The organism is Alkalibacterium iburiense, from assembly GCF_039521845.1.
In the GTDB taxonomy this organism is placed as follows: Bacteria; Bacillota; Bacilli; order Lactobacillales; family Carnobacteriaceae_A; genus Alkalibacterium; species Alkalibacterium iburiense.
Genome location: NZ_BAAACW010000167.1, coordinates 1 through 24,944, shown reverse-complemented (window position 1 = coordinate 24,944; position 24,944 = coordinate 1). Strand labels below are relative to the sequence as shown.

The 24,944-nt window shown below is 38.0% G+C and carries 26 protein-coding genes, 3 pseudogenes and 1 riboswitch; of the genes and pseudogenes, 5 read left to right on the top strand and 24 right to left on the bottom strand.

Features of this window, described 5'->3' with window-relative positions; translation table 11 throughout:
• From ylqF to ABDZ53_RS12580, 7 genes are all read right to left on the bottom strand, one after another.
• Positions 1-765, bottom strand: a 765-nt coding sequence (gene ylqF / locus ABDZ53_RS12610) for a ribosome biogenesis GTPase YlqF (protein ID WP_343757055.1), incomplete at its 3' end; no start/stop codon positions are given.
• Between the two features lie 27 nt (positions 766-792).
• On the bottom strand, positions 793-1,404 hold the full coding sequence (gene lepB / locus ABDZ53_RS12605; protein WP_343757053.1) for a signal peptidase I: 612 nt from the start codon (positions 1,402-1,404) through the stop codon (positions 793-795).
• Between the two features lie 117 nt (positions 1,405-1,521).
• Positions 1,522-3,021, bottom strand: coding sequence for a S41 family peptidase (locus ABDZ53_RS12600; protein ID WP_343757051.1), 1,500 nt, complete (start codon positions 3,019-3,021; stop codon positions 1,522-1,524).
• Between the two features lie 31 nt (positions 3,022-3,052).
• Positions 3,053-3,766: a purine-nucleoside phosphorylase gene (deoD, locus tag ABDZ53_RS12595; RefSeq protein ID WP_343757049.1), complete on the bottom strand. Its 714-nt coding sequence runs from the start codon at positions 3,764-3,766 to the stop codon at positions 3,053-3,055.
• Positions 3,767-3,779: 13 nt separating this feature from the next.
• Positions 3,780-4,001, bottom strand: a complete 222-nt coding sequence (locus ABDZ53_RS12590) for a YozE family protein (RefSeq protein ID WP_343757047.1) — start codon at positions 3,999-4,001, stop codon at positions 3,780-3,782.
• Positions 3,998-4,519: a peptide-methionine (S)-S-oxide reductase MsrA gene (gene msrA, locus ABDZ53_RS12585; protein ID WP_343757045.1), complete on the bottom strand. Its 522-nt coding sequence runs from the start codon at positions 4,517-4,519 to the stop codon at positions 3,998-4,000. The genes ABDZ53_RS12590 and msrA overlap by 4 nt, the downstream gene beginning before the upstream one ends.
• Positions 4,520-4,566: 47 nt before the next feature.
• Complete coding sequence (locus ABDZ53_RS12580; protein WP_343757043.1) at positions 4,567-5,193, bottom strand: YpmS family protein; 627 nt, start codon at positions 5,191-5,193, stop codon at positions 4,567-4,569.
• Between the two features lie 164 nt (positions 5,194-5,357).
• Here ABDZ53_RS12580 and trhA point away from each other — a divergent pair, with 164 nt between their 5' ends.
• Positions 5,358-6,017 carry a PAQR family membrane homeostasis protein TrhA gene (gene trhA / locus ABDZ53_RS12575; RefSeq protein WP_343757040.1) on the top strand — a complete coding sequence of 220 codons (660 nt, stop codon included), beginning with the start codon at positions 5,358-5,360 and terminating at the stop codon, positions 6,015-6,017.
• A 45-nt stretch (positions 6,018-6,062) separates the two neighbouring features.
• Here trhA and ABDZ53_RS12570 read toward each other — a convergent pair whose 3' ends face one another.
• The 3 genes and pseudogenes from ABDZ53_RS12570 to ABDZ53_RS12560 all read right to left on the bottom strand — a co-directional run bounded on the left by ABDZ53_RS12570 (position 6,063) and on the right by ABDZ53_RS12560 (position 9,456).
• Positions 6,063-6,551: a dihydrofolate reductase gene (locus ABDZ53_RS12570; protein ID WP_343757038.1), complete on the bottom strand. Its 489-nt coding sequence runs from the start codon at positions 6,549-6,551 to the stop codon at positions 6,063-6,065.
• 66 nt (positions 6,552-6,617) lie between these two features.
• Complete coding sequence (locus ABDZ53_RS12565; protein ID WP_343757036.1) at positions 6,618-7,562, bottom strand: thymidylate synthase; 945 nt, start codon at positions 7,560-7,562, stop codon at positions 6,618-6,620.
• A gap of 11 nt (positions 7,563-7,573) precedes the next feature.
• Positions 7,574-9,456, bottom strand: a pseudogene (locus tag ABDZ53_RS12560) (ABC-F family ATP-binding cassette domain-containing protein).
• Positions 9,457-9,635: 179 nt separating this feature from the next.
• On the opposite strand from ABDZ53_RS12560, the gene ABDZ53_RS12555 reads away from it, so the two are divergent.
• Positions 9,636-9,854 (top strand): cold-shock protein, encoded by a 219-nt coding sequence (locus ABDZ53_RS12555; RefSeq protein ID WP_343757034.1) that lies wholly within the window; start codon positions 9,636-9,638, stop codon positions 9,852-9,854.
• A gap of 65 nt (positions 9,855-9,919) precedes the next feature.
• Positions 9,920-10,333 carry a ribonuclease HI family protein gene (locus tag ABDZ53_RS12550; protein ID WP_343757120.1) on the top strand — a complete coding sequence of 138 codons (414 nt, stop codon included), beginning with the start codon at positions 9,920-9,922 and terminating at the stop codon, positions 10,331-10,333.
• Between the two features lie 35 nt (positions 10,334-10,368).
• Here the strand turns inward: ABDZ53_RS12550 and ABDZ53_RS12545 are convergent, their stop codons facing one another.
• From ABDZ53_RS12545 to ABDZ53_RS12515, 7 genes and pseudogenes are all read right to left on the bottom strand, one after another.
• Positions 10,369-11,343, bottom strand: coding sequence for a diaminopimelate dehydrogenase (locus tag ABDZ53_RS12545; protein ID WP_343757032.1), 975 nt, complete (start codon positions 11,341-11,343; stop codon positions 10,369-10,371).
• A gap of 40 nt (positions 11,344-11,383) precedes the next feature.
• Positions 11,384-12,892, bottom strand: a complete 1,509-nt coding sequence (locus ABDZ53_RS12540; protein ID WP_343757030.1) for a DUF1846 domain-containing protein — start codon at positions 12,890-12,892, stop codon at positions 11,384-11,386.
• 132 nt (positions 12,893-13,024) lie between these two features.
• Entirely contained in the window at positions 13,025-13,315 is a 291-nt protein-coding gene (locus ABDZ53_RS12535; RefSeq protein WP_343757028.1) for a hypothetical protein, read from the bottom strand.
• Positions 13,316-13,357: 42 nt separating this feature from the next.
• Positions 13,358-13,438: pseudogene (locus ABDZ53_RS12530) on the bottom strand (helix-turn-helix domain-containing protein); the annotation flags it as partial.
• Positions 13,439-13,620: 182 nt separating this feature from the next.
• Positions 13,621-14,223 (bottom strand): hypothetical protein, encoded by a 603-nt coding sequence (locus tag ABDZ53_RS12525; protein ID WP_343757026.1) that lies wholly within the window; start codon positions 14,221-14,223, stop codon positions 13,621-13,623.
• Positions 14,224-14,379: 156 nt separating this feature from the next.
• Positions 14,380-15,486 carry a class II aldolase/adducin family protein gene (locus ABDZ53_RS12520; RefSeq protein ID WP_343757024.1) on the bottom strand — a complete coding sequence of 369 codons (1,107 nt, stop codon included), beginning with the start codon at positions 15,484-15,486 and terminating at the stop codon, positions 14,380-14,382.
• A 155-nt stretch (positions 15,487-15,641) separates the two neighbouring features.
• On the bottom strand, positions 15,642-16,757 hold the full coding sequence (locus ABDZ53_RS12515) for a PepSY domain-containing protein (protein ID WP_343757022.1): 1,116 nt from the start codon (positions 16,755-16,757) through the stop codon (positions 15,642-15,644).
• Positions 16,758-16,983: 226 nt separating this feature from the next.
• Here ABDZ53_RS12515 and ABDZ53_RS12510 point away from each other — a divergent pair, with 226 nt between their 5' ends.
• Complete coding sequence (locus ABDZ53_RS12510; RefSeq protein ID WP_343757020.1) at positions 16,984-17,136, top strand: hypothetical protein; 153 nt, start codon at positions 16,984-16,986, stop codon at positions 17,134-17,136.
• A 194-nt stretch (positions 17,137-17,330) separates the two neighbouring features.
• Here the strand turns inward: ABDZ53_RS12510 and ABDZ53_RS12505 are convergent, their stop codons facing one another.
• From ABDZ53_RS12505 to ABDZ53_RS12485, 5 genes are all read right to left on the bottom strand, one after another.
• Positions 17,331-18,206, bottom strand: coding sequence for a PepSY domain-containing protein (locus ABDZ53_RS12505; protein WP_343757018.1), 876 nt, complete (start codon positions 18,204-18,206; stop codon positions 17,331-17,333).
• Positions 18,206-18,934 carry a sigma-70 family RNA polymerase sigma factor gene (locus ABDZ53_RS12500; protein WP_343757016.1) on the bottom strand — a complete coding sequence of 243 codons (729 nt, stop codon included), beginning with the start codon at positions 18,932-18,934 and terminating at the stop codon, positions 18,206-18,208. Before ABDZ53_RS12500 ends, ABDZ53_RS12505 begins: the two co-directional genes overlap by 1 nt.
• Positions 18,935-19,191: 257 nt before the next feature.
• Positions 19,192-20,133, bottom strand: a complete 942-nt coding sequence (locus ABDZ53_RS12495) for a ring-cleaving dioxygenase (RefSeq protein ID WP_343757014.1) — start codon at positions 20,131-20,133, stop codon at positions 19,192-19,194.
• A gap of 13 nt (positions 20,134-20,146) precedes the next feature.
• Positions 20,147-20,695, bottom strand: a complete 549-nt coding sequence (locus ABDZ53_RS12490; RefSeq protein WP_343757012.1) for a DUF3592 domain-containing protein — start codon at positions 20,693-20,695, stop codon at positions 20,147-20,149.
• 92 nt (positions 20,696-20,787) lie between these two features.
• A complete protein-coding gene (locus ABDZ53_RS12485) occupies positions 20,788-21,546 on the bottom strand; it encodes a 3-oxoacyl-ACP reductase (RefSeq protein WP_343757010.1) in 759 nt (252 codons plus the stop codon).
• An 89-nt stretch (positions 21,547-21,635) separates the two neighbouring features.
• Positions 21,636-21,735: riboswitch (TPP riboswitch) on the bottom strand.
• A 199-nt stretch (positions 21,736-21,934) separates the two neighbouring features.
• Here ABDZ53_RS12485 and ABDZ53_RS12480 point away from each other — a divergent pair.
• A complete protein-coding gene (locus tag ABDZ53_RS12480; RefSeq protein WP_343757008.1) occupies positions 21,935-23,074 on the top strand; it encodes an acyl-CoA dehydrogenase family protein in 1,140 nt (379 codons plus the stop codon).
• 179 nt (positions 23,075-23,253) lie between these two features.
• Here the strand turns inward: ABDZ53_RS12480 and budA are convergent.
• A pseudogene (gene budA, locus ABDZ53_RS12475) lies at positions 23,254-23,817 on the bottom strand (acetolactate decarboxylase); the annotation flags it as partial.
• An 80-nt stretch (positions 23,818-23,897) separates the two neighbouring features.
• Complete coding sequence (locus ABDZ53_RS12470; RefSeq protein ID WP_343757006.1) at positions 23,898-24,845, bottom strand: metallophosphoesterase; 948 nt, start codon at positions 24,843-24,845, stop codon at positions 23,898-23,900.
• Positions 24,846-24,944 lie beyond the last annotated feature (99 nt).

The following is a 24,944-nucleotide window of genomic DNA, read 5'->3' as shown; positions in this document are numbered from 1 at the left end:
TTCATAATCATCTCTGAATCCGCGCTTATGGCTTATAGCCATCAGTAATTCAGGAAGGTCACTTTCCATTTCCTGATTCTCATCTAAATTATACCGTTTAGTTAAAGCCAGTGGATAGTGCTCTCTTAAATAAGCCATAGCATATAAGGCCATGTCATCTAAATGTAGCAGGGTGTCTTTAATAGCACCTGTGACGGCTAATCGCTTCCCTACTTCTTGATCTTCAAACTTTGGCCAAAGAATTCCTGGTGTGTCTAACAATTCCAGTTCTTTGCCGTACTTTATCCATTGCTGGGCTTTTGTCACACCAGGTTTGTTTCCAGTTCTAGCAATATTTTTTCCAGCAAAACGATTAATTAACGTTGACTTTCCAACATTAGGAATTCCTACACAAACCGCTCGAATGGCTCTGGGTTTCAACCCTTTTTCTTTGCGTTTATCAAAAAGTGGCTTTAACTCTTTTTTAGCTAATTTGAGGACCTCTTTGAGACCCTGCCCTAATTTGGCATTAATAGATATTGCTGCAATGCCTTCTTTTTCATAATAAGAAAGCCACTCAGCTGTTCGTTTAGGATCAGCCAAATCACTTTTCATTAAAACCAGTATTCTAGGTTTCTCTCCAATTAATTCATTTAAATCCGGGTTTCTACTGGAAAAAGGAATACGGGCATCGACCAATTCAATGACCACATCTACTCGACTTAACTTTTCCTGAAACTCTCTTTTGGCTTTGGCCATATGCCCTGGATACCATTGTATTAACACATTACCATTTCCTTCCTCAAGCTCTTGTTACTCTACCATCCCAAATCGATCTAAAGGCCATATGCGTAAAGATGTGCTCCCTGTAACCGAGTCACTATCAATAAACCCAAAAGCTCGACTATCTTTTGAATTGACTCGATTATCTCCTAGCACAAATAATTGCCCTTCAGGAACGACTTCTACTCCTTCTAAAGAAGCTAATGTAAAGTCGCTATTATAAAATTCTGCAGCTTCTGCTGTCTCTTGTGATAAATCGACATAGGATTCTTCTACTTCGTTTCCATTCAGATACAACACTTGATCACGGTATTCAATTTCATCTCCAGGTAAACCAATCACTCGTTTAATAAATTGAGTATTGAGATCTTCAGGCGAAGGGAATACCACTATGTCAAAGCGTTCAATATCTCCTACCTTGTTCAAGATGAGTCTGTCTTCGTGTAGTAAAGTCGGATTCATGGAGTCACCCTCCACACTGACTGGTGCGAATAAGAATGTACGGATACCTACAAAAATTCCTGTAATAACGATGATATAGAGTAACGTACTAAGCAATTCTTGGGCAAACGTTTTTTTCTTGCCTCGCTTTTTTTTATTTGTATATTTTTCTCGTCTTGGTTCATATGATGATTCGCTCATACGTCTTCCTGCTCTCTATAATTAAATGTTTGATTATATCCATTATAAGAAAAAAGTAAAGAGAAAGAAAAGAGTTAGTCTTACAAAATTACAACACTTTTCTTTCCCCTCATTTAATTAATTATTTTCAAGTAAATAATCTCTGGCTGCTTCATACTGTGTATCGTTCTCTTCAATCAATTCACGTATGGCTTGAATCATTTCATTTGCCGTTGGTCCAGACACCACACCTGTCACTTCTAAATCTCGATCAGATTGGAATGCTTCAACAGCCTCAGCTGTCTGTTCATTATACACGTCGTTCATTTCTCCAACGTTATAATCAAGCGCCTCTAATATCCCTTTTATGTTACGGACTTCTTCAGAAGCATCGCCCATTTCGTAGGTTTCTTCAGGGTTAATTAAAAGCAAATTCATATATTCCGGCATTTCTACTTCTCTATCCGGTTGAATGCCTTCTTCATTAATCCAATCTCCATCCGCTGTTAGCCATCGTCCTGAAGTAAATTTGACTTCTCCGTCAATACTGAGTGGTAAGACACTCTGAATCGTCCCTTTGCCGAACGTCGGTGTCCCAATAAGTGGGATATCAGCAGACTGACTCATGGCTCCGGCCAATATTTCTGAAGCACTCGCGCTTCCCCCATCAATTAAGAGAACACTTTCTCCTTCAAATTTATACTCACCATACTCATCAGAATTGGCATAGTAGATATAAGGGTCTTCTCCTCTTCCTTGTGACTGCATAAGAGGCTTTCCATCAGCGACGAAAATATTCGACACGTATAAAGCAGTGTTGAGTAATCCGCCCGGATTGCCTCGTACGTCAAAGATGAATTTCTCAGCCCCTTCTTCTTTTAAGGTCTCAATCGCTTCTATTACCTCTTCGTAAGTCGGAATATTGAAGGTTGTGATATGCACATGTCCAATGGTCGGGTGCTCTTCATCGAGTTCATAGACCACGGATTCGACAGGGATGGAGTCACGCGTTAAAGTGACGGTAAACTCGTTGTCCCCTCTTAGAAGCAGGAGTTCCACATCCGACCCTTGTGGACCACGAATTAATTGGACGGCTTCATTGATAGATAAATCAGCAACGGATTCCCCATCTACTTCTACAATATAATCATTGGGAAGTAAGCCGGCTTCTTCTGCTGGAGAACCTGAAATAGGAGAAACAATGCGGACATAGTCTCCTTCTTTCATGACTTCGGCTCCAATGCCTTCAAAAGACCCCTGCATATCTTCATCCATGGAAGACGATTCCACTTCATCTAAATATTCTGTATACGGGTCTTCTATTGCATCCGCCATCCCTTCAAGAGCGCCTTCAATTAACACGTCTGATTCGATTTCTTCTAAATGCTGAGTCATTAATATGGAATACATTTCTTCAATGGGTTGAAAATCAGCAAATGTGGATCCGTTCGTTTCAGGTTCAGAATCGAAGAAATCTTCTACTGAAGCTTCTTCAGTGTCTGGTGTGTCATCTTGGAAATACTGAACGCCTAGTATCGTTCCCCCTATGGCAATCACTAAGACAACTATAAGAGAGCCGATATAGAAGGGCAAACTTACTTTTTTTGTTTCTCTTTTATGATCCGGTTCTTGTTGCATGCCATTCCTCTTTTCTACACATATAACTCTCTTATTTATCCATTCTTACAGCCGTTTCTAAAGCAATAATCATCATGTCATCGAAAGTCGTTTGTCTCTCTTCAGCCGTTGTTTCTTCGCCTGTAAGAAGATGATCACTAATCGTCAATAAAGCTAAGGCACGTTTATTGTGTTTGGCAGCTAATGAATATAAACCGGCTGCTTCCATCTCGACTGCTAGCACACCATAATCGGCTAATTTTTTCTTGTCCAACTCTTCATTATAGAAACGATCCGCACTTAAGACATTTCCAACACGAACGTTCATTCCTTTTTTCATGCCAATATCATAAGCATGTCTGAGTAAATCAAAATCGGCAATTGGCGCGAAATCCACTTGGTTATTAAAAATATGACGGTGCAAGCTCGAATCAGTAGTGGCTGCTTGAGCCAAGACGACGTCTCTTATTTGTATTTCTTTTTTCATTCCACCCGCAGATCCTACACGCAGTAAATTTTCTACGCCATAGTCTTGAATCAGTTCTTCTCCGTAAATCATAGCTGAAGGGATTCCCATACCTGTTCCTTGAACAGATATTTTGTGTCCTTTGTAAGTTCCAGTAAACCCAAATGCATTTCTAACTGAATTATATTGCGTAACATTATCTAAAAATGTTTCGGCAATATACTTAGCTCTTAAAGGATCTCCTGGAAGTAAAACTGTTTTTGCAATATCCCCTTTTTGTGCTCCAATATGTGTACTCATGTTATCTACTCCCTTATTCATCATTTTCTTTATATAGTTGAAAAGCTTCATCAAAGACAGTCATCGATTCCGGATAGTCTCCATTTAATTCCAGATAGCGTGAAATTTCTTCATATTTATCTGACTGTTTAGGAAAAGAACCATCTTTCTCAGCTGCATTGGCGAAAGCTGTTAACGCATCTTTTTTATGTGGATCTCTATGAGTCATTAAATACTGATAGAAGGACCTTCTCATGACACATTCTCCTGCTCTTTTTGAGCTGCCCATTTCCTGCGCTGCTCTTTCTCTGCGGCATAAGCTTCGGGATTCTTCTTATAAAACTGTTGATGTTCTTCTTCAGCAGGGTAAAACGCCTTCGCTTCTTCTATTTGAGTCACGATAGGTTGAGAATAATGGCCACTTTCTTCAAGCCTTTTCTTGGATTTCTGAGCGCTTAACCGCTGGTGTTCATTATAATAAAAAATTACCGGACGGTAGCTGTCGCCTCTATCCATAAATTGACCCATGGCATCCGTCGGGTCTGTTTGCTGCCAATAAATCATCAGTAAATCATCATAAGACAATTTGGTTTCATCGTATTCAATTAAGACGGCTTCAGTATGGCCCGTTTCCTGAGATTTCACTTGTTCATAAGTTGGATGACTCACATGTCCACCTGTATAACCGGAAATGACTTTTTCTATTCCTTCCATTTCTTCAAACGGCTGCACCATACACCAGAAGCAACCTCCTGCAAATAACGCTTTTTCCACATGCAAAATCCTTTCTTTTAAGAAGCTAAATTAGATTAATTATAGCATTAAATCGCTTCTTCTGGCAAAAATATAGTGAGTCTAATATCATCATCTTCTAAATCAATGTAATCCATTTGAAAATATGCCCCGTTTTCTAATTGAAACTCATTGAATGCTACTAAGATATATTCGTCTTCACTATTCACTCTCATCCATTCAGGCAAATCCAGTTGCTGACTTAAGATATTCATGGTTAAGCTTAAGGGTAAATCAAACGAGCCTAATTGAATCGATTCTGCTTTTAGTTGCAAATCACCGTTCTCCATAACTAGCGGCTCCATAATCAATGTAAACTGTACAGGGAAGCCCAGAACATCAATAGTCCCTGCTAAATCAACAAATTCGTCGATTGAAACAGAATACCCCTCAAACTCTTCTCCTAGTTCTTCTTCTAAGTAAAGATTAACTAAATGATTTAAATCATCTTTGTTAGTCGATAAGTCAAAGGTCAAAACTCCTTCTGTTTCCACTCGGCTGACTACTTCTGATGACTCATTGTCCTGTTCGACTGGCTGCAATCGATACACTAGCCATCCAAATAAAGCTAAAATGGCAACTAACAGAATGAAGAAGGCCCATTTCCAACCATTTCTTTGTCTTCTAGGTTTTCTATTTTCTCTTGTATCTGACAAACACGTTTTCCTCCTTTAATCCCTTAAGTGAGATTGTTTCATTTGTTTAACAGTTAAATGAATTATGTTATACTTGAAACGAACAAAAAAAATCATACTGTTTCTAAAGTAGTATACCAAACTTTTTAAATGAGGTACAGAAACGAGACGATAAGGAGGATATTATGTCAAATTACGAAGAAAGCGCCCTGTTTTCCAAACGCTATTTAGTCATAAATGAGGTTCTTAATGCTATAACTCATGGTATTGGAGTCATTTTAAGTGTCATTGGATTAATATTCCTGGTACAGAAAGCATTAGAACTAGGCAGTGCATTAGAAGTGACTTCTTATGCCATATACGGGTCTACATTAATATTGCTCTATTTATCAAGCACTCTCTATCACAGCTTTACTTTTACGAAAGCAAGATACGTTTTTCGTATTATCGATCACTGCAGCATTTTCTTGCTTATAGCAGGAACATATACTCCTTACACTTTACTTACAATTGGTGGAAGACTGGGAGTCGCTCTAACCATACTCATTTGGTCTATAGCCTTATTTGGAGTTATTTATAAAACAGTCTGGTTTAAAAAACTACAAGGCTTATCTGTATGGCTCTATATCGCAATGGGATGGATTTCAATATTTTTCTTGAATTATTTGTATCAAGGCTTAGGAACAAGAGGCTTCATCTGGCTAATAGCTGGTGGGTTATCCTTTACTGTTGGTGCCATGTTCTACCGATTGAAAAACGTTAAATTCATGCACGTCGTTTGGCATCTGTTCGTTCTTGCAGGTACAATCTGCATGTTCTTCTCAATCTATTTCTATACATTATAGTAAAACAAGCACTTAAACAGCTACTGCTGAGTAAGTGCTTGTCTTTTATTTGCGCTTGAAGATTTGAAAAGTATGGGGATGTCGGTTTTTTTCATCGACTATACCCTCTTTTTCTTCCATTAAAATAAACTGGGAATAATCGATTTCCGGAATAAACGTGTCCCCTTCAAAACTTTCGTGGATCACTGTTCGATAGAGCATGTCCACATCATCTTTAAATAGTTCAAATAAAGAGATGCCTCCTATAATATGGATTGGCTTAGTCGAGTCTTTGGTTTTCTCTAAAATCTCTTCTTTAGAATGACAGACTATAACACCAGGTACCTCATAATCTTTATTCGAAGTGAGGACATAATTCACTCGATTTTTAAGTGGCGGGTTAGGAATACTTTCTAACGTTTTACGGCCCATTACCACGTCACCAGTCAGTGTTACTTCCTTAAAATACTTCAATTCGTTCGGTAAGTGCCATGGAAGTTTTCCGTCCTTACCAATGACACCATCTTGATCTTCCGCCCATATAAAAGTTATCATATCAACATTCCTTTATTTAGTTTCTATAAACAACTATATAATTGTTATGCACAACTGCTTGCTTTTCTATACCGCGATTGGAGCTTTTATTGCTTTATGAGGATTATATCCGACTACTTTTATATCGTCCATTTCAAAGTCAAATATACTTTTATCAGTATTCAATTGAATAGTCGGAAACTCTCTCGGTTCTCTCGATAATTGCTCATTGATTTGATCCATGTGATTTAAATACAGATGAGCATCGCCTAATGTATGGATGAATTCACCCACTTCAAGTCCTGTTTCTTGTGCGATTAAATGAGTCAATAAAGCATAGCTTGCAATATTAAATGGCACCCCTAAAAAGACATCGCCACTTCTTTGATAGAGTTGACAGCTTAATTTCCCTTCATCCACGTAAAACTGGAATAAAGTGTGACATGGGGGTAACGCCATACTGGGTACTTCTTCCGGATTCCACGCTGACACGATGTGGCGTCTAGAATAGGGATTATTTTTGATTGAATCAATCACATTTTTAATTTGATCGATGAATTCTCCATCTGTTGTTCTCCAAGCTCTCCACTGAGCACCATACACATTCCCTAATGAGCCATATTTTTCTGAAAACTCGTCATCATTTAAAACTCTTTCTCTAAAACGATTCATTTCTTTATCGTATAGTTCCTTAAAGGCATCATCCGTTTGAGAGCGTAAACCAAAGTCCGTCATATCAGGTCCTGTATAGTCTTCACTATTGACGTAACGCTCAAAAGCCCATTCGTCCCAGATATGGTTGTTATTCTCTAATAAAAAGCGAATATTCGTATCTCCTTTTAAAAACCAAAGCAATTCACTTTTAATTAGTTTAAAGAATACGCGCTTGGTTGTCAGCAAAGGAAACCCTTTTTGAAGGTCAAAACGCATTTGGTGTCCAAAGACTGATTTTGTGCCTGTTCCTGTACGGTCTTCTCTGTTAGTTCCTTCGTTAATAATGCGTTTGGCTAAATCAAGATATTCTTGTTCCATTCTCACCACTCCTATGCAAATTCTGCCAAATATTCCCATCTGGCGTATTTTTCTTCTAATTGTTTTGTCAATTCATTCTGTTTCATTGTTAATTCATTCAGTTTACCATAATTAGATACTATAAGACTGATTTCCTCTTCGACAGATTCTAATTTTGTTTCTAAAATTTCAATTTCACTCTCAATGGTTTCCCATTCTTTTCTTTCCATATAGGTAAGAGAGGTTTTTTCCTTCTTTTCTTTCTTTTTAGGCTCTGTTTGAGACACTGATTTTTTAGGTTGAGATTCTTGAACTTTATCTTGTTGTTCATCCAAATATTCTGATAATTTAGAATAACTTTCTTCGATCTGACCATTTCCGTGAAAAATGAGCAATTTAGACGCTATTTTATCTAAGAAGTAGCGATCGTGTGACACAGCAATGACTGCGCCGGGAAATTCTTCTATATATTCTTCTAAAATGGTCAAGGTTTGCACATCTAAATCATTTGTGGGCTCGTCTAAAAGCAAGACATTGGGTTGCTGCATAAGAATTTTGAGTAAGTACAACCGTCTTTTTTCTCCACCTGATAAAGAATGTATGGGAGCACCATGCATCGATCGGTTAAATAAAAAGCGTTCCAGGAGCTGCGATACGCTGACTGATGTTCCATCAGCTAGCTTCACTTCTTCTGCTATTTCTCTAAGGTACGTAATCACACGTTTATCTTCCTCAAATTCTTCATTGATTTGCTTATAGTAGCCTATTTTAACTGTTTCACCAATGGACAATATGCCACTATCTAAGTCATACTGCTGATCCAAAATATTTAAAAAGGTTGTTTTTCCTGACCCATTGACCCCTGTTATACCTATGCGGTCTGTCTGCTGTACCAAAAGATTGAATTGATCCAGTATGGTTTTATCATCCATTTTCTTTGATGCTTCTTTTAACTCCAGTACTTTCTTTCCTAAGCGAGAACCAGCTAAATTTAATTCTAACTCTGATTTGACCTGATGCGATTTGACTTGCTCTTCAATTTTTGCAAAACGACTCTTACGTGCTTCTTGTTTTGTTCCCCGTGCTTGCACACCGGCTCTCATCCAAGCGAGTTCTTGCTTATAAAGCTGCTTTTCTTTATGCGCCATACGAGCTTCGGTTTCTTCTCTCTCAGCTTTAAGCTCAATGTACTTCTGATAATTACCCGGATAATGATTTAATTTCCCGTTTTCCAATTCTACAATCTGATTAGACACCCGATCTAAAAAGTAACGGTCATGTGTGACCATCAGCAAAGCGCCTCGGTAGCTGGCTAAATAAGCCTCTAACCACTCAATCATTTGAAAATCCAGATGGTTGGTCGGTTCATCTAAAATAAGCAAGTCCGGTTCTTGAATAAGCACTTGTGCTAGAGAGGCCCTTTTCTGCTGGCCCCCTGATAACTCTGATACTTTTTTTCTGTGTCTGTTAAGCCTAATTTGTTTAGGATAGCTTTCGCTCGAGCACTCACATTCCAAGCATCCTCTTGGTTCATTCGTTTTTCGGCTTCTGTAAATGAGCGCTGGACCTTTTCGTTCATCGGATTCTCGCTCAATTGTTTAAGGACTTCTTCGTAATGTCTAGCAGCTTGTACTATGGGAGAATCCCCATCAAATACAACCTCTAAAACTGTTTTCTCCGCAGCCAACTCACTTTTTTGGCTCAAATACCCTATCTCAAATTCACCGGGTTTGGTTACATCTCCTTCATCCGGTTGTACTTCACCAGCTACAATACGTAAAAAAGTCGTCTTACCTGTTCCATTTACCCCAATCAGTCCAATACGCTGATTCTCTTGGACTGAAAAAGATATGGAATCAAATAACGTTTTAATACCATACGAGTGGGTTAATCCTTCAATTTTCCATTCTTTCATACACTTTCTCCTCACAAATAGACTCTTCTATAGTTTAGCATATTCACAAACGCTTTTTAACATAAATCGGTACTTGTCTATAGTTTAAATACACCTTACAAAGATTGACTCTGTAAACGGTATCCTTTATACTAAAAGATGTAGACAACTATACTTAAAGGAATCATAGGGGGAATACGATGACTACAGGTACCGTAAAATGGTTTGATAACCAAAAAGGCTATGGATTTATAGAATATAACGACGGTGAAGATGTCTTTGTACACTTTACAGGCATTGATATGGAAGGGTATAAAGCACTGAACGAAGGTCAAACCGTTGAATTCAATATCGTAGAAGGGTCACGTGGACCTCAAGCAACCAATGTTGTTGTCGTTGATTCTGAAGTTAGCGAATAAAATTAGTTGAGATCAGAACTCATAGAGTTTCTGGTCTTTTTTATTCAACGAAAGGATGAGTCGCTATACTAAAACTATTTACGGACGCCGCTGTCTCGCCTAAAGATCAGTTGGCTGGTGCGGGATTAGTTGTCACAGGAGAAGGGATATACGAACAACTATTATTCCCTCTTCCGCAAACAACGGACAACCACTTAGCTGAATTACAAGCCTTCTCACTAGCCTTAAATTGGGTCATTGAAAATAAACATACTGAACAGTACTTACTCTTTTATACCGATAGTCAATTAGTCTCTCAATCTATAAAAAAAGAACGCATCAAAAATACAGACTACCAACCCATTTTTGCTTCTATTCTAGACAGCCTTCGAGCGCTTCATTTATATGAAGTCATTTGGATTCCCGAAAAAGAGAATAGAGGTGCTGACAATTTAGCTAAACAGTCTCTTGCTAAACAGAGAAAAAATAAAAAGAGGTAATCTGCATTTATCATACAGATTACCCTTTTTCTATTTTAAAGCAATTCTCTTCTTAAGTCTGCTGGATCTTTTGGAGACAAGTATCCTGGTGCAATATCAAATACAGTCTTAGCCCCAAATACTTTCTCACGAGCTAATTTAGCGGCAGCACGGGCATAGGCAATGGCCACAGCAGCCGTAAATTCAGGATTTGAGTCTAAATCCAGTGCGAACTGATAAACAGAGGTCTGTTTGTCAGACGTTTGCCCTTGTCTTAATACAGTTCCGCCGTGTGGCATCCCTGTATGCTCAGAAGCAAAGGTATCTTCATCAATAAAGTGAACTTCCGTTTCATACCCTTCAAAGTAATCAGGCATCGTTATGATCGCTTCTTTCACTTTATCCTGTTCTGCCTGTTCTTCAAGAACGACATATACCACGCGTTTATGAGCAGATAATTTATTATAGTCGACTTTTTTCTTGTTCTTAACATCTTCAACCATTTTTTCCTGAGGCATAGTATACTGGACAGCCTGCTTGACACCTTCCACTCGTCTAACAGCGTCACTGTGACCCTGACTTAAACCTGGACCCCAGAATGTATACGTGTCCCCTTCAGGTAAAATAGCTTCTGCAAATAATCGGTTAAGTGAAAACAAACCTGGATCCCAACCAGTTGAAAGAACCGCTACTGTGTTGTTCTCTTTCGCTACTTTATCCAGTTTTTCAAAATGAGTCGGAATTTCATTGTGGTTATCATACGTATCCACTGTGTTAAAGTTTTCAGCCAGTTGAGGCGCTTGAACAGGAAGGTCTTTTTGTGAGCCCCCACATAATAGCAATACATCTATCTCATCTTTAAACGAATCTAATTCATCTATATGATAAGCCGGAGATGTCGTATCAAGCTGTTTCGGATCACGTCGAGAAAAAATGCCGACCAATTCGAGGTCTTTTGTATTCTTTAAGCCTACTTCTACCCCGCGTCCTAAATTCCCGTAACCAACAATGCCTACTTTAAATGTATTCATTCACTTCACTTCGCTTTCACTTCTAAAATTTTATTGCTTTTTAATTATAATACAAATTCTCTGACGGATAAACAGGATCGTTTGTAATATCAATACCGAGCATTTTTAAAGTCTGTTCATTTTCATGATTCATAATAACCGTTGAATGAGCTTGTGTATCTTTCAATTCTTTTATTTTACTATAAGCCAATGATGCCGTCGGATTAGTCACAGCTGAAATAGCTAAAGCTATAAGTAGTTCATTGGCTGAAAGAGTAGGAACTTTACTATTTAACTCATCTGTTTTTAATCGCTGAATCGTTTCTAAAATCATTGGGGCAAGTAAATCTATTTCATCAGCAATATTAGCCAGTGTTTTCAGACTGTTTAGTACCGCAGCAGCAGAAGCGTCCATTAAGGTGGTGGTACGACCGGTTACCACTTGGCCATTCGCTAATTCAATCGCGATGACCGCTTGTAAATTGTTACTCTTTACTCTTTCCTGCACCGCTTTAGCGTAATCTCTTGCGGGTTGGACAGGCACACGATCTTCTTTTTTCAGATCACTTTCTTCTAATATGACTTGCATCCGACGTAAGGTTTCATCATCCGCCACACCCATTTTATAATCTGTTTCGATATTAAAGAGTCGACGAATAATTTCTTGTCTAGCTGCTTCCACTACGATATCATCATCAATAATACCTGATTTTATACGGTTCACTCCCATATCTGTAGGCGACTGATAAATAGATTCTTTTCCTGTGATTTTTGCGATGATGCGTCGAATGACAGGGAACATTTCCATATCACGATTATAGTTTACCGCTACTTCACCGTAAGCTTCATAATGATAGTTGTCTAACATGTTGACATCTTTTAAATCAACAGTAGCTGCCTCATAAGCTATATTAACTGGGTGTTTAAGGGGGAGATTCCATACTGGAAATGTCTCAAACTTAGCATAACTCGCTTTTTTTCCGCGACTATATTCATGGTAAATCTGATTTAAACACGTGGCTAACTTTCCACTTCCTGCTCCTGGACCTGTCACCACAACCACCGGTTTAGTGGTTTCAATAAACTCATTACTAGCAAAGCCATTTTCACCCATAATTTCTTCTACATTCGTCGGGTAGCCTTCAATTGACCGATGGGTATATACATTAATCCCACTGCGCTCTAATTTTGACATAAATATCTTAACTATCGGTTCATCATGATAACGCGTGATTAACACACTATTGACAGGAATACCATACGTTCTATATTCATCAATCAGTCTCAGTACATCTCGATCATAAGTAATACCGTAATCTCCGCGTACTTTACTGTTTTCAATGTCTCCTGCATACACACAAATAATAATTTCCGCCTGGTCCTTCAGAGTCGCCAAGAGTTTCATCTTCGCATCTTCATCAAACCCTGGCAGAACTCTCTTCGCGTGCTTATCACCAATTAATTTCCCGCCAAATTCAAGGTAGAGTTTATCTATATTTTCTACACGTTTCAAAATATAATTTGATTGTTCTTTTAAATATTTGTCCGTATCAAAACCAACTTGTTTCATGGTCATTCCCCCATTTTAAATTTCACGTCTTTCCTATTGTATCATTAATTTAAGAGGACACCATGTCTTCTGTGAAAAAAATAAAAAAGTGACGTTTGGCTCTTTTAAATGAGTCAAACATCACTTCTGTTATTAATTATCCATTTTTCTTAATGTATTGCATATAACAACTAATCCGTTTACATACACTATAATGGCTAGTATAAGGAGCGCCATTTTAATAGGGCTTTCTCTTAATCCTATGTATAACGTACGTATATAATGGGATCCGACTCTTATATCTAACCATAACCAGAATGCTGTCACAAAGCTGAGAATAACTAGAATAAGTTCTGAAATAAATCGTCTTTTTATAATTAGTTGCCTGTCCAAACTAAAAGAGTCTTCTGTCTGTCTTCTTTCCTGATCGGATTCAGTAAACAATAATTCATCACTTGATATATTAAGTGTACCGCAAATCAAGGATTAAGTATTGATATCTGGAATCGACTGATTGGTTTCCCATTTCGAAACAGCTTGTCTGGAAACATGAAACAGACTTCCAAATTCTTCTTGTGATTAGCCTAGTTTTTGCGTAGCACCTTTATTCTTTCAGCAAATTTAGTCGGCTTATACACTCCTGTGTCTTCTATGGGTTCATCATATGAAAGAAGGAATGCAATGTCTACCATCCATCCTAACATTCTGTCAACTGGTGGGAGCATACAAGACAATTCAAGTCTATTTTCCTAAAAACGCTGGTCACTAAATATCCAATTTCCATATACATCATCTATGAATCCTAAATCTTGGTATCGTTCATCTATTAATGAAAATACGGTTCCTCTTATTTCACTATTTTCACTTTCCCAGTTAATTTCTCCTCTTATTCTGTAGACATATTGATTGTCCTCACCGAAAGAAAAATAATGATCATTCCCTCTAGATCCGACATAATCATGATTAAAGGGTTGGGTCACCGTTGTTCTTTCATACATCTTTAATTCTGACAAGTTCGCATACAATCTATTTGATCGCCCTAAACTTTTAACGATTTGAGGTTCTTCTTCATTTTTCATGCCTAGGATAAAGCTGTATTCTTTAATCCCAGAGTTAATAAATTCATTTTGGTCAACCCAAAATTGATAGTTCATGTGTCCATTAACGAAATACACAACACATAAAATGACAATGGTGATAACTGTAACACTACCTATTTGTTTCACTTTTCGTTTATCACCTATGTATGACAGGAGAAAAATATAAACAAAGAATAACATTGCCAGAAATATCAGAATAAGTGGAAGAGTAAATGTATAAAATTCTTCTGCAGCGACCCATTCTTCAAACATATTTGCCTCCTTTAAAATAAGTAAAGAAACCGATTACAATTATTAATATAAAAGTATAGATTATTATTAGTGAGATAACAAGGTTGATGCGGGTTTACATATATTAATTTTTGTATATAAGGAAAAAGTGACACCGAAAAAATGAATCGGTGTCACTTAAATGATTATTTTTAAGACATAGGAACTTGGGGAATTATTTTTTCCTTCAATGCGTTCAAATATATCTTCTAAGCTGTGACCGGTAATGGTTAGGCCATGGTTTTTCAGTCCTACCACTGCTCGTGATGGATCATCTGCTCGATTAATAATATCTGACACCGCATCAGCTAATTCAATGGTACCACACGGGTAATTAAATTCTGTCGCTTCAATGCCATCCATCCAGGCATGGATATGAACAATCGCTCCAACATCCGGATGGGCTGTATAAATTTTCCAATGTTCAATAGCATCCACTGATGCGCGTCTTGGAGTGACATGTGGAGGAACGCTAACTTTCATCGCTCTTTTCTCTTCATCATAATCGGTTATATAGAGAAAATCTCTTCCAACGTCTTTCATATCCGACTTATCAATGCCACTGGCACTCATCCAGAAATTATTCCCATCTGCTCTCGCACTCAAGTTACCATAAGATATGCCACCGATACCAAATAATTTTTTCAACATTCTTAAGTCTCTACCGGATAGGACCTCTTCAAGCGGAAAAGGAGCGGGAAGTAAATTTAAGCTGTCCAACTTTTTACCCGATTCACTGAGAGATTGAGTAATGTCATCTCCATCCCACAATTCCTCTGGTAGGTCTTCATAAAAATCATTATTAATAATTAAAGTAGAAGAAGCTAGTGGCTCTAATCGATTATATATTTGTTTGAAAAATTCTTCGTCCCTTTCAACTTCTTTGTAGTTGATTTGATAGTGACCTTGTTCTAAAGTGATGAAATGCACAACTGTGTCATCTTCTGTATGTACCACATACATTAAATGGTTAGATAACGAACGGATGATATAGGGATACGCCTCTTTGTGTATGTTTTCAGGATGTTCATTGGCTTCTATAACGGAAACAACGAATGTTCCTTGAGATTTTCTTCTGAAAGAACGCGGATCTTCCTTGTTAGTAAAGTTAAACACTAAATTAAGATTGTCCTCAGGTGCTTCTTTGAATCTATACCCCTCATTTGAAAAAGCAACTTTAATTCCATTTGAAAGCCATTCCATAAAACTATTTTCTGGTGTACCATTAAAGATAAATGTCTTCATGCTAACTCCTCCAATAATTTGTTTTGAAAATCAAATTAAATTAGTCCTTAGGGTAAGTCTATCAGACTAAATAGAAGGTGTAAAGAAAATAGTTACTTCTAAAAACTTAAGAAAACAGGCATAGAGTCACCTCTATACCTGTTCTTTCAATAGACTTAGTCCAGTTCAACTTCCACATCTAGTATATCTCCTGTGTTGACATGAATCTCGTATTCATATTCCTTTTCGCCGTGATTAAACTCTATTTCCCAATATCTTACCCCATCGTCAGAATCTAGTTCACTGTCTTCTAAGGTTATGTCAGCACGCGAGAGACCGGCATGCTTTAAGGCTATCATCAGCGCTTCTTCTTGTGTCAGTTCTTTTGGTTTATTCTTTTGTGCTTTATTTTCCTGAGCTCTGACTTGAACCTTTTCTTTATACTCATCCGTTTTTTCACGTTCTACATCTAAAATGGTACCGTTGGATACTTGGATTTCATACTCATATTCGTAATTTCCAGCATAGAATTCAATATCCCAATACCTAACTCCATCATCTGAGTCTCTTTTTATTTCATCCAAACGAATGTCCGATTGAGATACACCTGCATGTTTCAGAGCTATGTCTATCGCTTGATCTTTACTCAATTCCTGAGGTGTCTCATTTTTTATTTCTTCAGCTGCTTCATGTTGACTGTCATCCTCTTTATCTTTTTCTCTTTTGATGATGCTTCCAGTCACTGCATCGATGTCGTATTCATACTCAAAACCACTAGCTTTAAATTCTAATTCATATAAACGATCACTCTTATCAAATTCACGGTCATCCCACTCGACTTCATTTTCTTTAAAGCCTGCATCATTCAAAGCTATTTCTACCGCATTATCTAGACTAATGAGGTTAGATTGATTCAAATCTGTTTCGACCCTTCTGACTTCTGGACGATTAACTTCTTTTTCTGCTTCCAAAATTTCTCCAGTTACTGCATCGATATCGTATTCATACTCAACATCGTCTACTACAAATTCCAGTTCATACTTGCGGTCATCTCTATCGTATTCTTCATCATCAAAAATAGCTTCTTCCCCATCGATTCCAGCATGTTCAAAAGCTATATTCTTAGCTTTATCTAACGTGATTTCCTTTTCCTCTTCAACTTGAGTCATCTTTCTCTCGTGAGAGGAGCCCATAACGGCTACCTCATTGTCTGTCTGAGCCCCTGCTTGACAACCTGTTAAAAACAAGGCTCCCACTGCAAAGCCTATAATTTGTTTTGTCTTCTTACTCATGATTATCTTCTCCTCTTATCTTATTTTGTCTTTCTATGTATAGATTACGTACGCTACCTCGTTAAATCGGGGTCGTTTTAAAAAGAATATTATTTTTTCAAAATTTTCTCTTTTTCTTCTGAGAGTGGATGTATAGATTGATACAAGTCTGCCTGTCTTGGCTGGTTTGAAGACATTTATGTTAATGTTAGACTATACATGTTCATATTGAGTTAGGAGGGTTTGTATGCATACAGTTATCTTGTATTTGTTAGTAGCTACGGTTGTTTTTATGTCCATTGGACTGCGCTCAATGGAGAAAAAAGTTAAAGAGCTAGAGGATACGGTTCAGCGACTATCTTCAGAAAGTAAGAATAGCGATTTCCATTCTAATGAATAGGATTCTATACATATCTCATCATATAGAAACGGCTACCCTATTGTGTAGGATAGCCGTTTAATGCCCACTCAATAAAAAATACTAGTTGAGTGGGCATTATATGACTGTATAGTGAGCACTCGTGAATAAAATTTATTTCAGTGGTCACTATTCAAGGTAGTTTTGTGAAAAACAGCTGTTTCATTCAATTATCATTAATCGTCTCTTTCAAACTCCAGTATTTGTCCCGTTTCAGCATGAATCAAGAATTCATAGTCCACATCCAAATACTCAAACTCGATTTCGTATAAGGGCAGCCCATCATCTATATCAAACTCTGCATCATCATATTCAACGGACGCACCACTTAATCCGACGTACTCTAAAGCAATTTCCTTTGCCCTTTCTAAAGTAATATAGCGGTGTTCTGAATCGGTTTCCGGTTCGGGTTCAGGTTCAGGTTCTGGTTCAGGTTCTGGAGGATTGTTATAGTCTGTAATTTCAATTGTTACGGATAATCGATCCTCTAGGTAGTCTGTCATCGTCGTTCTCAATTCCAATCCTAGGGCTCGCACCTCTTCTGCCGAAGCATCAATGCTAAAGTGAACCTGTCCTCCTTCTTCAAGGTATCCCTTATTTATCGCTCGATCTAACAAGTTTTGAGCCACAACTATGTGGTCTGGATTATCTATCTCATAATCTAGTATTAAATCGCGTCCATCCGGATTCAACCCTTCCACTCCGATAACGTCTCCATTTCTATTCAGATCCATTCTGACTTCTGGGTTAATTGCTATATAAATAGAGGATTCTGCTAGTAACTGCTGTTCTCTATATCGGCTACCTAATCCTATAAAGAATAGTATAAATAAAGCAGCGGCGGCTATAATGGAAGCGTAGGTGAGCACTTTTTTTCCTCTAAAGACCTTGACCTTAGGTTCCTCTTTTTCTTCGTAGAATTCTCTCATAAGGATGGGTTCTTTTACGGTTTGTCCTACTTCATAGTTTAAATTAGCGGCTTTGACAAATTGGCCGTCATTGCTGAGAAGAACGGCATATGATTCAAAAGTTTCCATTACCAAATATTCCATTACGCGTTCTCCCCTTTCAAAACTTGACTCAAGTGACCACGAATGATTTCATAGCCGTTTGAATAAATCAGCAGTAAAGCAACCAAGTATTTTCGGTGCCTCTCCAATGTTTTCTTTTTAACTTTTGATCCTTTGGCGATTTTACTGAGAGGCAAGCGCTTCGTTCTTAAAAAAGTTGCCATGATTTTTGAATCCTTTTTAGCGTAGGATAGGGCATCACGGCAGGCATCCAATGTCCGTTTCTGTTTCGGACTATTTTCCGCAACATCGGTCAATGAGACACCAAATTCGCTTAGCTGATTTGTTAATTCTTCAATTTCCTCTCGAGTCGCTTTTCGAACAAGATGCGTGTCGTGAGGATTATTACCATCAGTCAATGTATCCGCTATGGTCCCCTCTTCGTCCTCCCCATAAATTGGGGTATCGATAGAAAGCGTTGCACTGTGTCTTTTATTTTTTCGCCAAAAATCAATCAGTCGATTTTTTATTAAGAGAGAGGCAAAGGTTAGAAAAGAGCCACGTTTTTCCGAATACGATTGGATAGCTTCATGAAAAGCAATCATGGCGATGCTCAATTCTTCATCCTGCCCTTCAATGGGCGCACGATTCATGAATTTAGATGTTTCCGATTTTATATAAGGCATATAGGCAACGATAAAGTCATTCGCCGCTTGCATGTCCTTCTTTGATTCATTGACTAACTCCACAATAGAGTCGTTTCTCTTCATAGCTCCCTGCCTCCTTCTCTATAGATTACGTTGTACTTATTGAAAAAACGGGGTCTTTCAGAAAGTTTTTCATCTTATTCATTTTATCAAAGTCTGCATAGAAAAACACCAGCTTAATAGCTGATGTTTTTCGGAAATATTCTAGAGGTTTGACGTTTCGGCACTACTTCATTGAATTATAATTACTTTAAGTGGAATCTAAACTCTTTTTGTTACAAGTAAAGTTTAAATTTCTCGCTTTACCTAGTAACTAACTCCTATTCTTCAATAGGTTTGAGATGTCCTTCTATTTCGTTTCGTCGGTCTTCCAATGCAGGCGGTAAATCTAAAGTTTGACCTAGTTCTTGGACCGAACTATCCATAGTAAAGCCTGGGCCGTCGGTCGCTATTTCAAAGACAATCCCACTTGAATCAGTATAATAAAGACTCTTAAAATAATAGCGGTCAACTACTCCTGTGGTCTCCAATCCTCTTTCTTTCAATTTTTCAGAAAAGTAAATGAGGTCCTCTTCGTCTTTGACACGAAAAGCGAGGTGATGTACACTGCCACGTCCTAATCGAACGGATGGGCCCTCTTTCTTTTTCAATAACACTTCTCCAAACACTTCACCTGAAACAGATTGAAGTAAGACTTCCTCTGCTTTTTCTTCTACTAAAGTAAAATGAAATAAATCAGTCAGCGTTTGAGTCATCTTATCTAAATCAGAAACAGTAATTTCGATTGTTCCGAGCCCCGTTATTTGATGTTCTGATGGAACAGAAGAGTTTTCCCAGGGTTCAAAAGAAGACCGTTGATCCTCTTCGCTGACTTGAAGGACAAATCTCAACCCCTCTGGATCCTCAAAATGTAAGGCTGCTCGGTCAGCATATGAGATGACTTCACTATGCTTGACGTCATACGACTCAAATCGATTTTTCCAATAGTCCAAGCTTTTTTGTGTGGGTACCAGCAAACCGATTCGTTCATAAGCGTTGGTTCCTCTAAGCGTACTTCCTACTCTGGGCATTTCGAAAAAAGTTAACTCTGTTCCCGGACTACCTGTCTTATCTCCATGAAATATATGGTACATGGTTGGATTTTCCTGGTTAACAGATACTTTGACACGCCTCAAACCTAGTATATTCTTATAGAATGCATTATTTTCTGAAGCATCTTTTGTGTACATGGATATGTCATGATGTCCTAACAGTTGAGCCAATCGCTGTTCCTCCTTATGCGGCGTTGAATAATAATAGGGTAACGATAATGGACGCAGTTAATAGCAATAAGCCCCCAAATAGTAACAAATAAAAGACGCATTTTTTGTTTGCATAACGTAAAGCATAAGCGAGTTGAGGGTTATAAGGATCATAAAACACATCTATTTCGCTACCTAAAGGAAATAGTTCTCTCATAGGATTTCCTTCCACACTAAACAGACTATTTTTTCTAATATGGTATCTGAAACTTTGAGCATATATATCAGTTGTATAGTCTGTTTCTTGTTGCTTTCTAAAAGGTGTGCTTACACTAGACACTATAACACTTCGGTATTCTGGTCCAGTCATAGTAAACACGCCTTGATTTGTTTCATATTCTACTTTGGGTAAACGCAAGGCAGAATTGCCATGTCTCCACATAGAGTATCCGACAATCCGACCGGTTGTTTTCGCTGTGCATCTATCCTCTTGTAGCATATATTTCCATCCTATTTTATAAGCTAAGAAAAATAATAGAATGGATATGGATAAAAGCACCAACCCAATAAGTAAACGCCACATGTTTCATTCTCCATTTCACTATTTAATTCATAACTTTAGTATATAGGATTTAATTAATGATGTGAACAATGAAAAGTTAAGAATATCCGATCTTAATTCATGGTTAAACCACTATCAACCGTTATATTTTGTCCTGTCACAGCACGCGCTGCTTCAGATCCTAAGAATGCAACCATTTCAGCTACGTCTTCTGGAGCAGTGACTCGATTTAAAGCAGAGGTATCGGCAATTAATTGAAACACTTCAGGGGTTGTCACTTTACTTGCGTCCGTTGTTTGTAACAGACCGCCTGAAACCATGTTAACAGTAATCCCAAAGGTCCCTAGTTCTTTAGCCATATTTCGGGTAAACCCAAGCAAGGCAGCTTTGCCCGTCGTATACTGATGATAAGGAACCACAGGATCTTGAAATAAGTTCGTTCCAATATTAATAACCCGGCCATACTGATTTTCTTTCATCGACGGGAGTACAGATTGAACAATATTTAAGGCTGACTTAACTGAACCTTCAAATTGTTCCTGATACTTATCCCATGTTATGTTATCGGCTTTTTCTTGGGTGACTGGGTTAAATTCAAAATTAACTAAAGCATTATTTACCGCTACATCTATTTTTCCGAAACGAGAGATTGCTTCTTCAACCATTGCTTCCACTTGCTTCTTATCGCGCACATCTGCTTTAATAGCAATAGCCTTATCCTGACCTATTTCAGCAACTACTTCATTAGCCTTTTCTTCGCTTTTAAAGTAATTGACTATCACACCGTACCCTGCCTGTCCAAATTTTTTGGCAATTTCTCTTCCTAATCCTCTGCTTGCTCCGGTAACTAAAACAACTCTTTCTTCTGACATGTCATCTCCTCCTCGTATGAATAGAATCAAAAAAGACCCTTTATACACCAGCGCATGGGAATAAAGAGTCTTCTCAATCTATTTATAAGTAACAAGACTGTCCACTTCCCTACGCTGGTGTTAACTAGATCAGGTTCTAAGGGTCAAGGTGGTAACCTCTCTCAGCAATACGCTCCCCTAGTGGATAACTATTCAATTACTCTCAAGTTAACACAGAATTATTCTTTCGTCAATAAACATTTAAAATACAATTTTGTTCTTAAACGAATGAATCCATGCTTTTTTAGCCCTAATTGTCCCCTTTACTCCCTGTTTTTCACTCTTTTTATGATGATTAAAGGAATCACATGATACACTGATGATATTAAAACACAGAAAGGTGATAAATATGTTCCTTAAAGATGATTTACTTAAAGCTATACACGAAAGAGCGCCTCATTATGATAAGGAGAACACTTTTCCCTATGATGATTACCGTGATTTAAAAGAAGCAGGCTACTACAAAGCATTTGTACCGAAAGAATATGGCGGACACGGTTTGACCTTGAAAGAGATAGCTAAAGAGCAAACACGTTTAGCTAAAGCTGCTCCAGCGACAGCCTTAGGCATTAATATGCATCACATTATAGTTGGCTTGGCCAAATACATGGTTCGCAAAGGCAATAATCGAGGAGAACAAATTTTAAAGGACGCCGTTAATGGAAAGTTATTATCATTCGCCATATCTGAACCGGCAAATGACCGCGTTTTATTTGGTTCTATATCCGAAGCCAGACCTGGTAATGATGGGTCTTATACATTTTATGGCCCGAAAGCATTCATCTCTATGAGTGGAGAATGTGATGCGATGGTTACTTATGGGATGGACTCAACCAATGAAGAGGAGCCACAATCCGTATTTGCTTATATAGCCAATGACAAAGATACGGTTAAAATTAGTCCTCATTGGGATACTTTAGGAATGAGAGGCACACAATCATTCAATCTCACACTTGATGGAGCTAAAGCAACTAAAGAACAGATATTAACAACAGTCGATCCTGGACCTAGTTTTGATCCAGTCGTATTCGGTATCTTCTCTCACTTTGAAATTTTACTTGCGGCTACCTACCATGGGATTGGCCAGCGAGCATTAGAATTGGGTGTTGAAACAGTTAAGAAGCGTAAATCTATTGCTAGAGACAGTACATACGACCAAGATCCAAATATTCGCTGGCGTATTGCTGAAGCCGCATTGAAGTTAAATGCTGTCACACCTCAGATTGATAGTTTGGCTGACGATGTTGAGCAGGATACAGACCATGGAAACTACTGGCTTCCTAAATTATCTGCTATTAAAAACTACTCAACTGAAGCCTCACTTGAAGTCGTTGAAGAAATGGTACGAGCAAGTGGAGGCCGTTCTTATTCTAACGATCAAGAGCTCTCAAGATTGCTTAGAGATGTGTATGCCGGATTGTTTCAACCGTCTGATCAGGAATCTCTGCATAATGCGTGGGCTAATCTGTTATTAGGTCCTATTGAGTAAGATTAAAGTCGGTATACAAAAATCAGTGGCAACTAATAACTCCCTTGAGAGTTTCGTTGCCACTGATTTTCTGTTATATAGCGTTTGAGCACACATTACTCTACTTCTTAAATGTCTTGATTTGAAGAAGAATAATCTATATTAGATTTCATGAAGGGGTCATTCGTCACTGGAAAATGTTATTCGAACGTCTCCATCGTCCGCCATTCAGCTTTTCCATGAATCAAATCAAAGTCTAAAACGTGTCCGCCAAAATCTTTTTCGTCACTAATAAAATGCCAGTGAAAATGAGGAACAGCGATTGTTCCGAAAATATCAGGAATGAAAAATCCAACTAGAGTACCTGAAACGAAAGGCTTTTCGAATTCAGACTGACTACGAGTCACTTCTACTAGTTTTGGTTAGGGTTTATTCTGTTATGCTACTGATCTACAAGACATATTTTTAAAGGTTCCCGTCACTTTTAACGCTTGAAAGGTGTTTTTACTAGGAAAAGAACGAGTCAAATTGTCTTTTAGTCTATCACTCGATACCTTTTCCTCTACTTTTAATGAGTATTCTGCCTTAAAAGCTGTCACCGCAGCGTATGGCGTTTTTTCATTTCCACCAACTCTATGAACTGTCCCATCTCCTTTAACCTGATAAGCTTTACCATCCAAAATAATTTATTCGCCGTCTAGACTATCCAGGGTTCCGACACCTAAATCACCTTGGTTAAGAAGGTCGCTAAGGGGGTAAACTCCCTTCGAAAAGTCCTGACATGAGAGCGCCTATAGTAGAATGATGATTAAGTTTGCTCATACACTGTCCTCCTTTATAATTCTCAGTAGCTTATCTGAAGAAAGTCGCTTTCAATGCGTTCTTCTTCCAAGCCATTCATAATGTAATCATGATACCTTAATTCTGTTAGTTTTTCCCAATAATCGAAGCCTTCACTATCTGTAATCTCACGATAGTCTTCCTGAACAGTTCCAGCAAAGTAGGCATTATTAAATAAGACAAAAGTATCTGCCAGTGGATTTAAAACTCCTGTATCTAAATCGGCTTGCTTTAAACGACTGAGTACCTTTCGACGCGATACCTCATCGAAGAAAGCTTCTGAGTCTTCTCGAAATCCTGGGCTCCCTTTTATTCTTTTAGTTTCATAAGTCAACTGTCTATCTTTAGAATCTATCGATAATTTTCCAAAGTAATTGGGATATACGCTCAACGAACCCGATGCAATATCGTAAAAGCTTTCCTCCTCAGCGATATGCTGCAAATGAATATGACCAGAAAAGGAAAGCGTCACATTATATTTATTTAGAAGGTCTACAACTTCCCGATTGTTATCTAGAGTGAAACCAGTACTCATTCTATGGTGATGATTTAAAAAGTTGTGATGGGCAACTACAATCGGATTCGCTTGATGTTTCACACTTTCCTCTAATACGAACTCTAACCATTCTAGGGTTTCTTTCTGTATCACACCTGAAGGAATAGACTTCCTATGCTGATTATGTTCTCTGTACTTGTTAGAGTCAAGCATGACAAGCCAGGTACTTTCACTTAACTTTGAGACATAACTGAGAGACTCTGAATCACGACTGACTGAAGTCGAATACCCATGATTCCAATAAATGTCTTCAAATTCTTCCTCTGATATAGAATCGACTCTATAGGTCGCATCATTCGTAAAGCCTCGAGCACTATACACGTTGATATCGTGATTCCCTGGAATGACTTTAACCTGTATTCCATTTTCTACTAGACGATTTAATTTTCCAGCCAATTCTTCATGACTCTTCTTTTCTCCATCAAAGGTGTGTTTTGCAAGATAAATGTTTAGAAAATTGCAATGAAAAGTTAAGAACTTTGCCAACCACTTTTA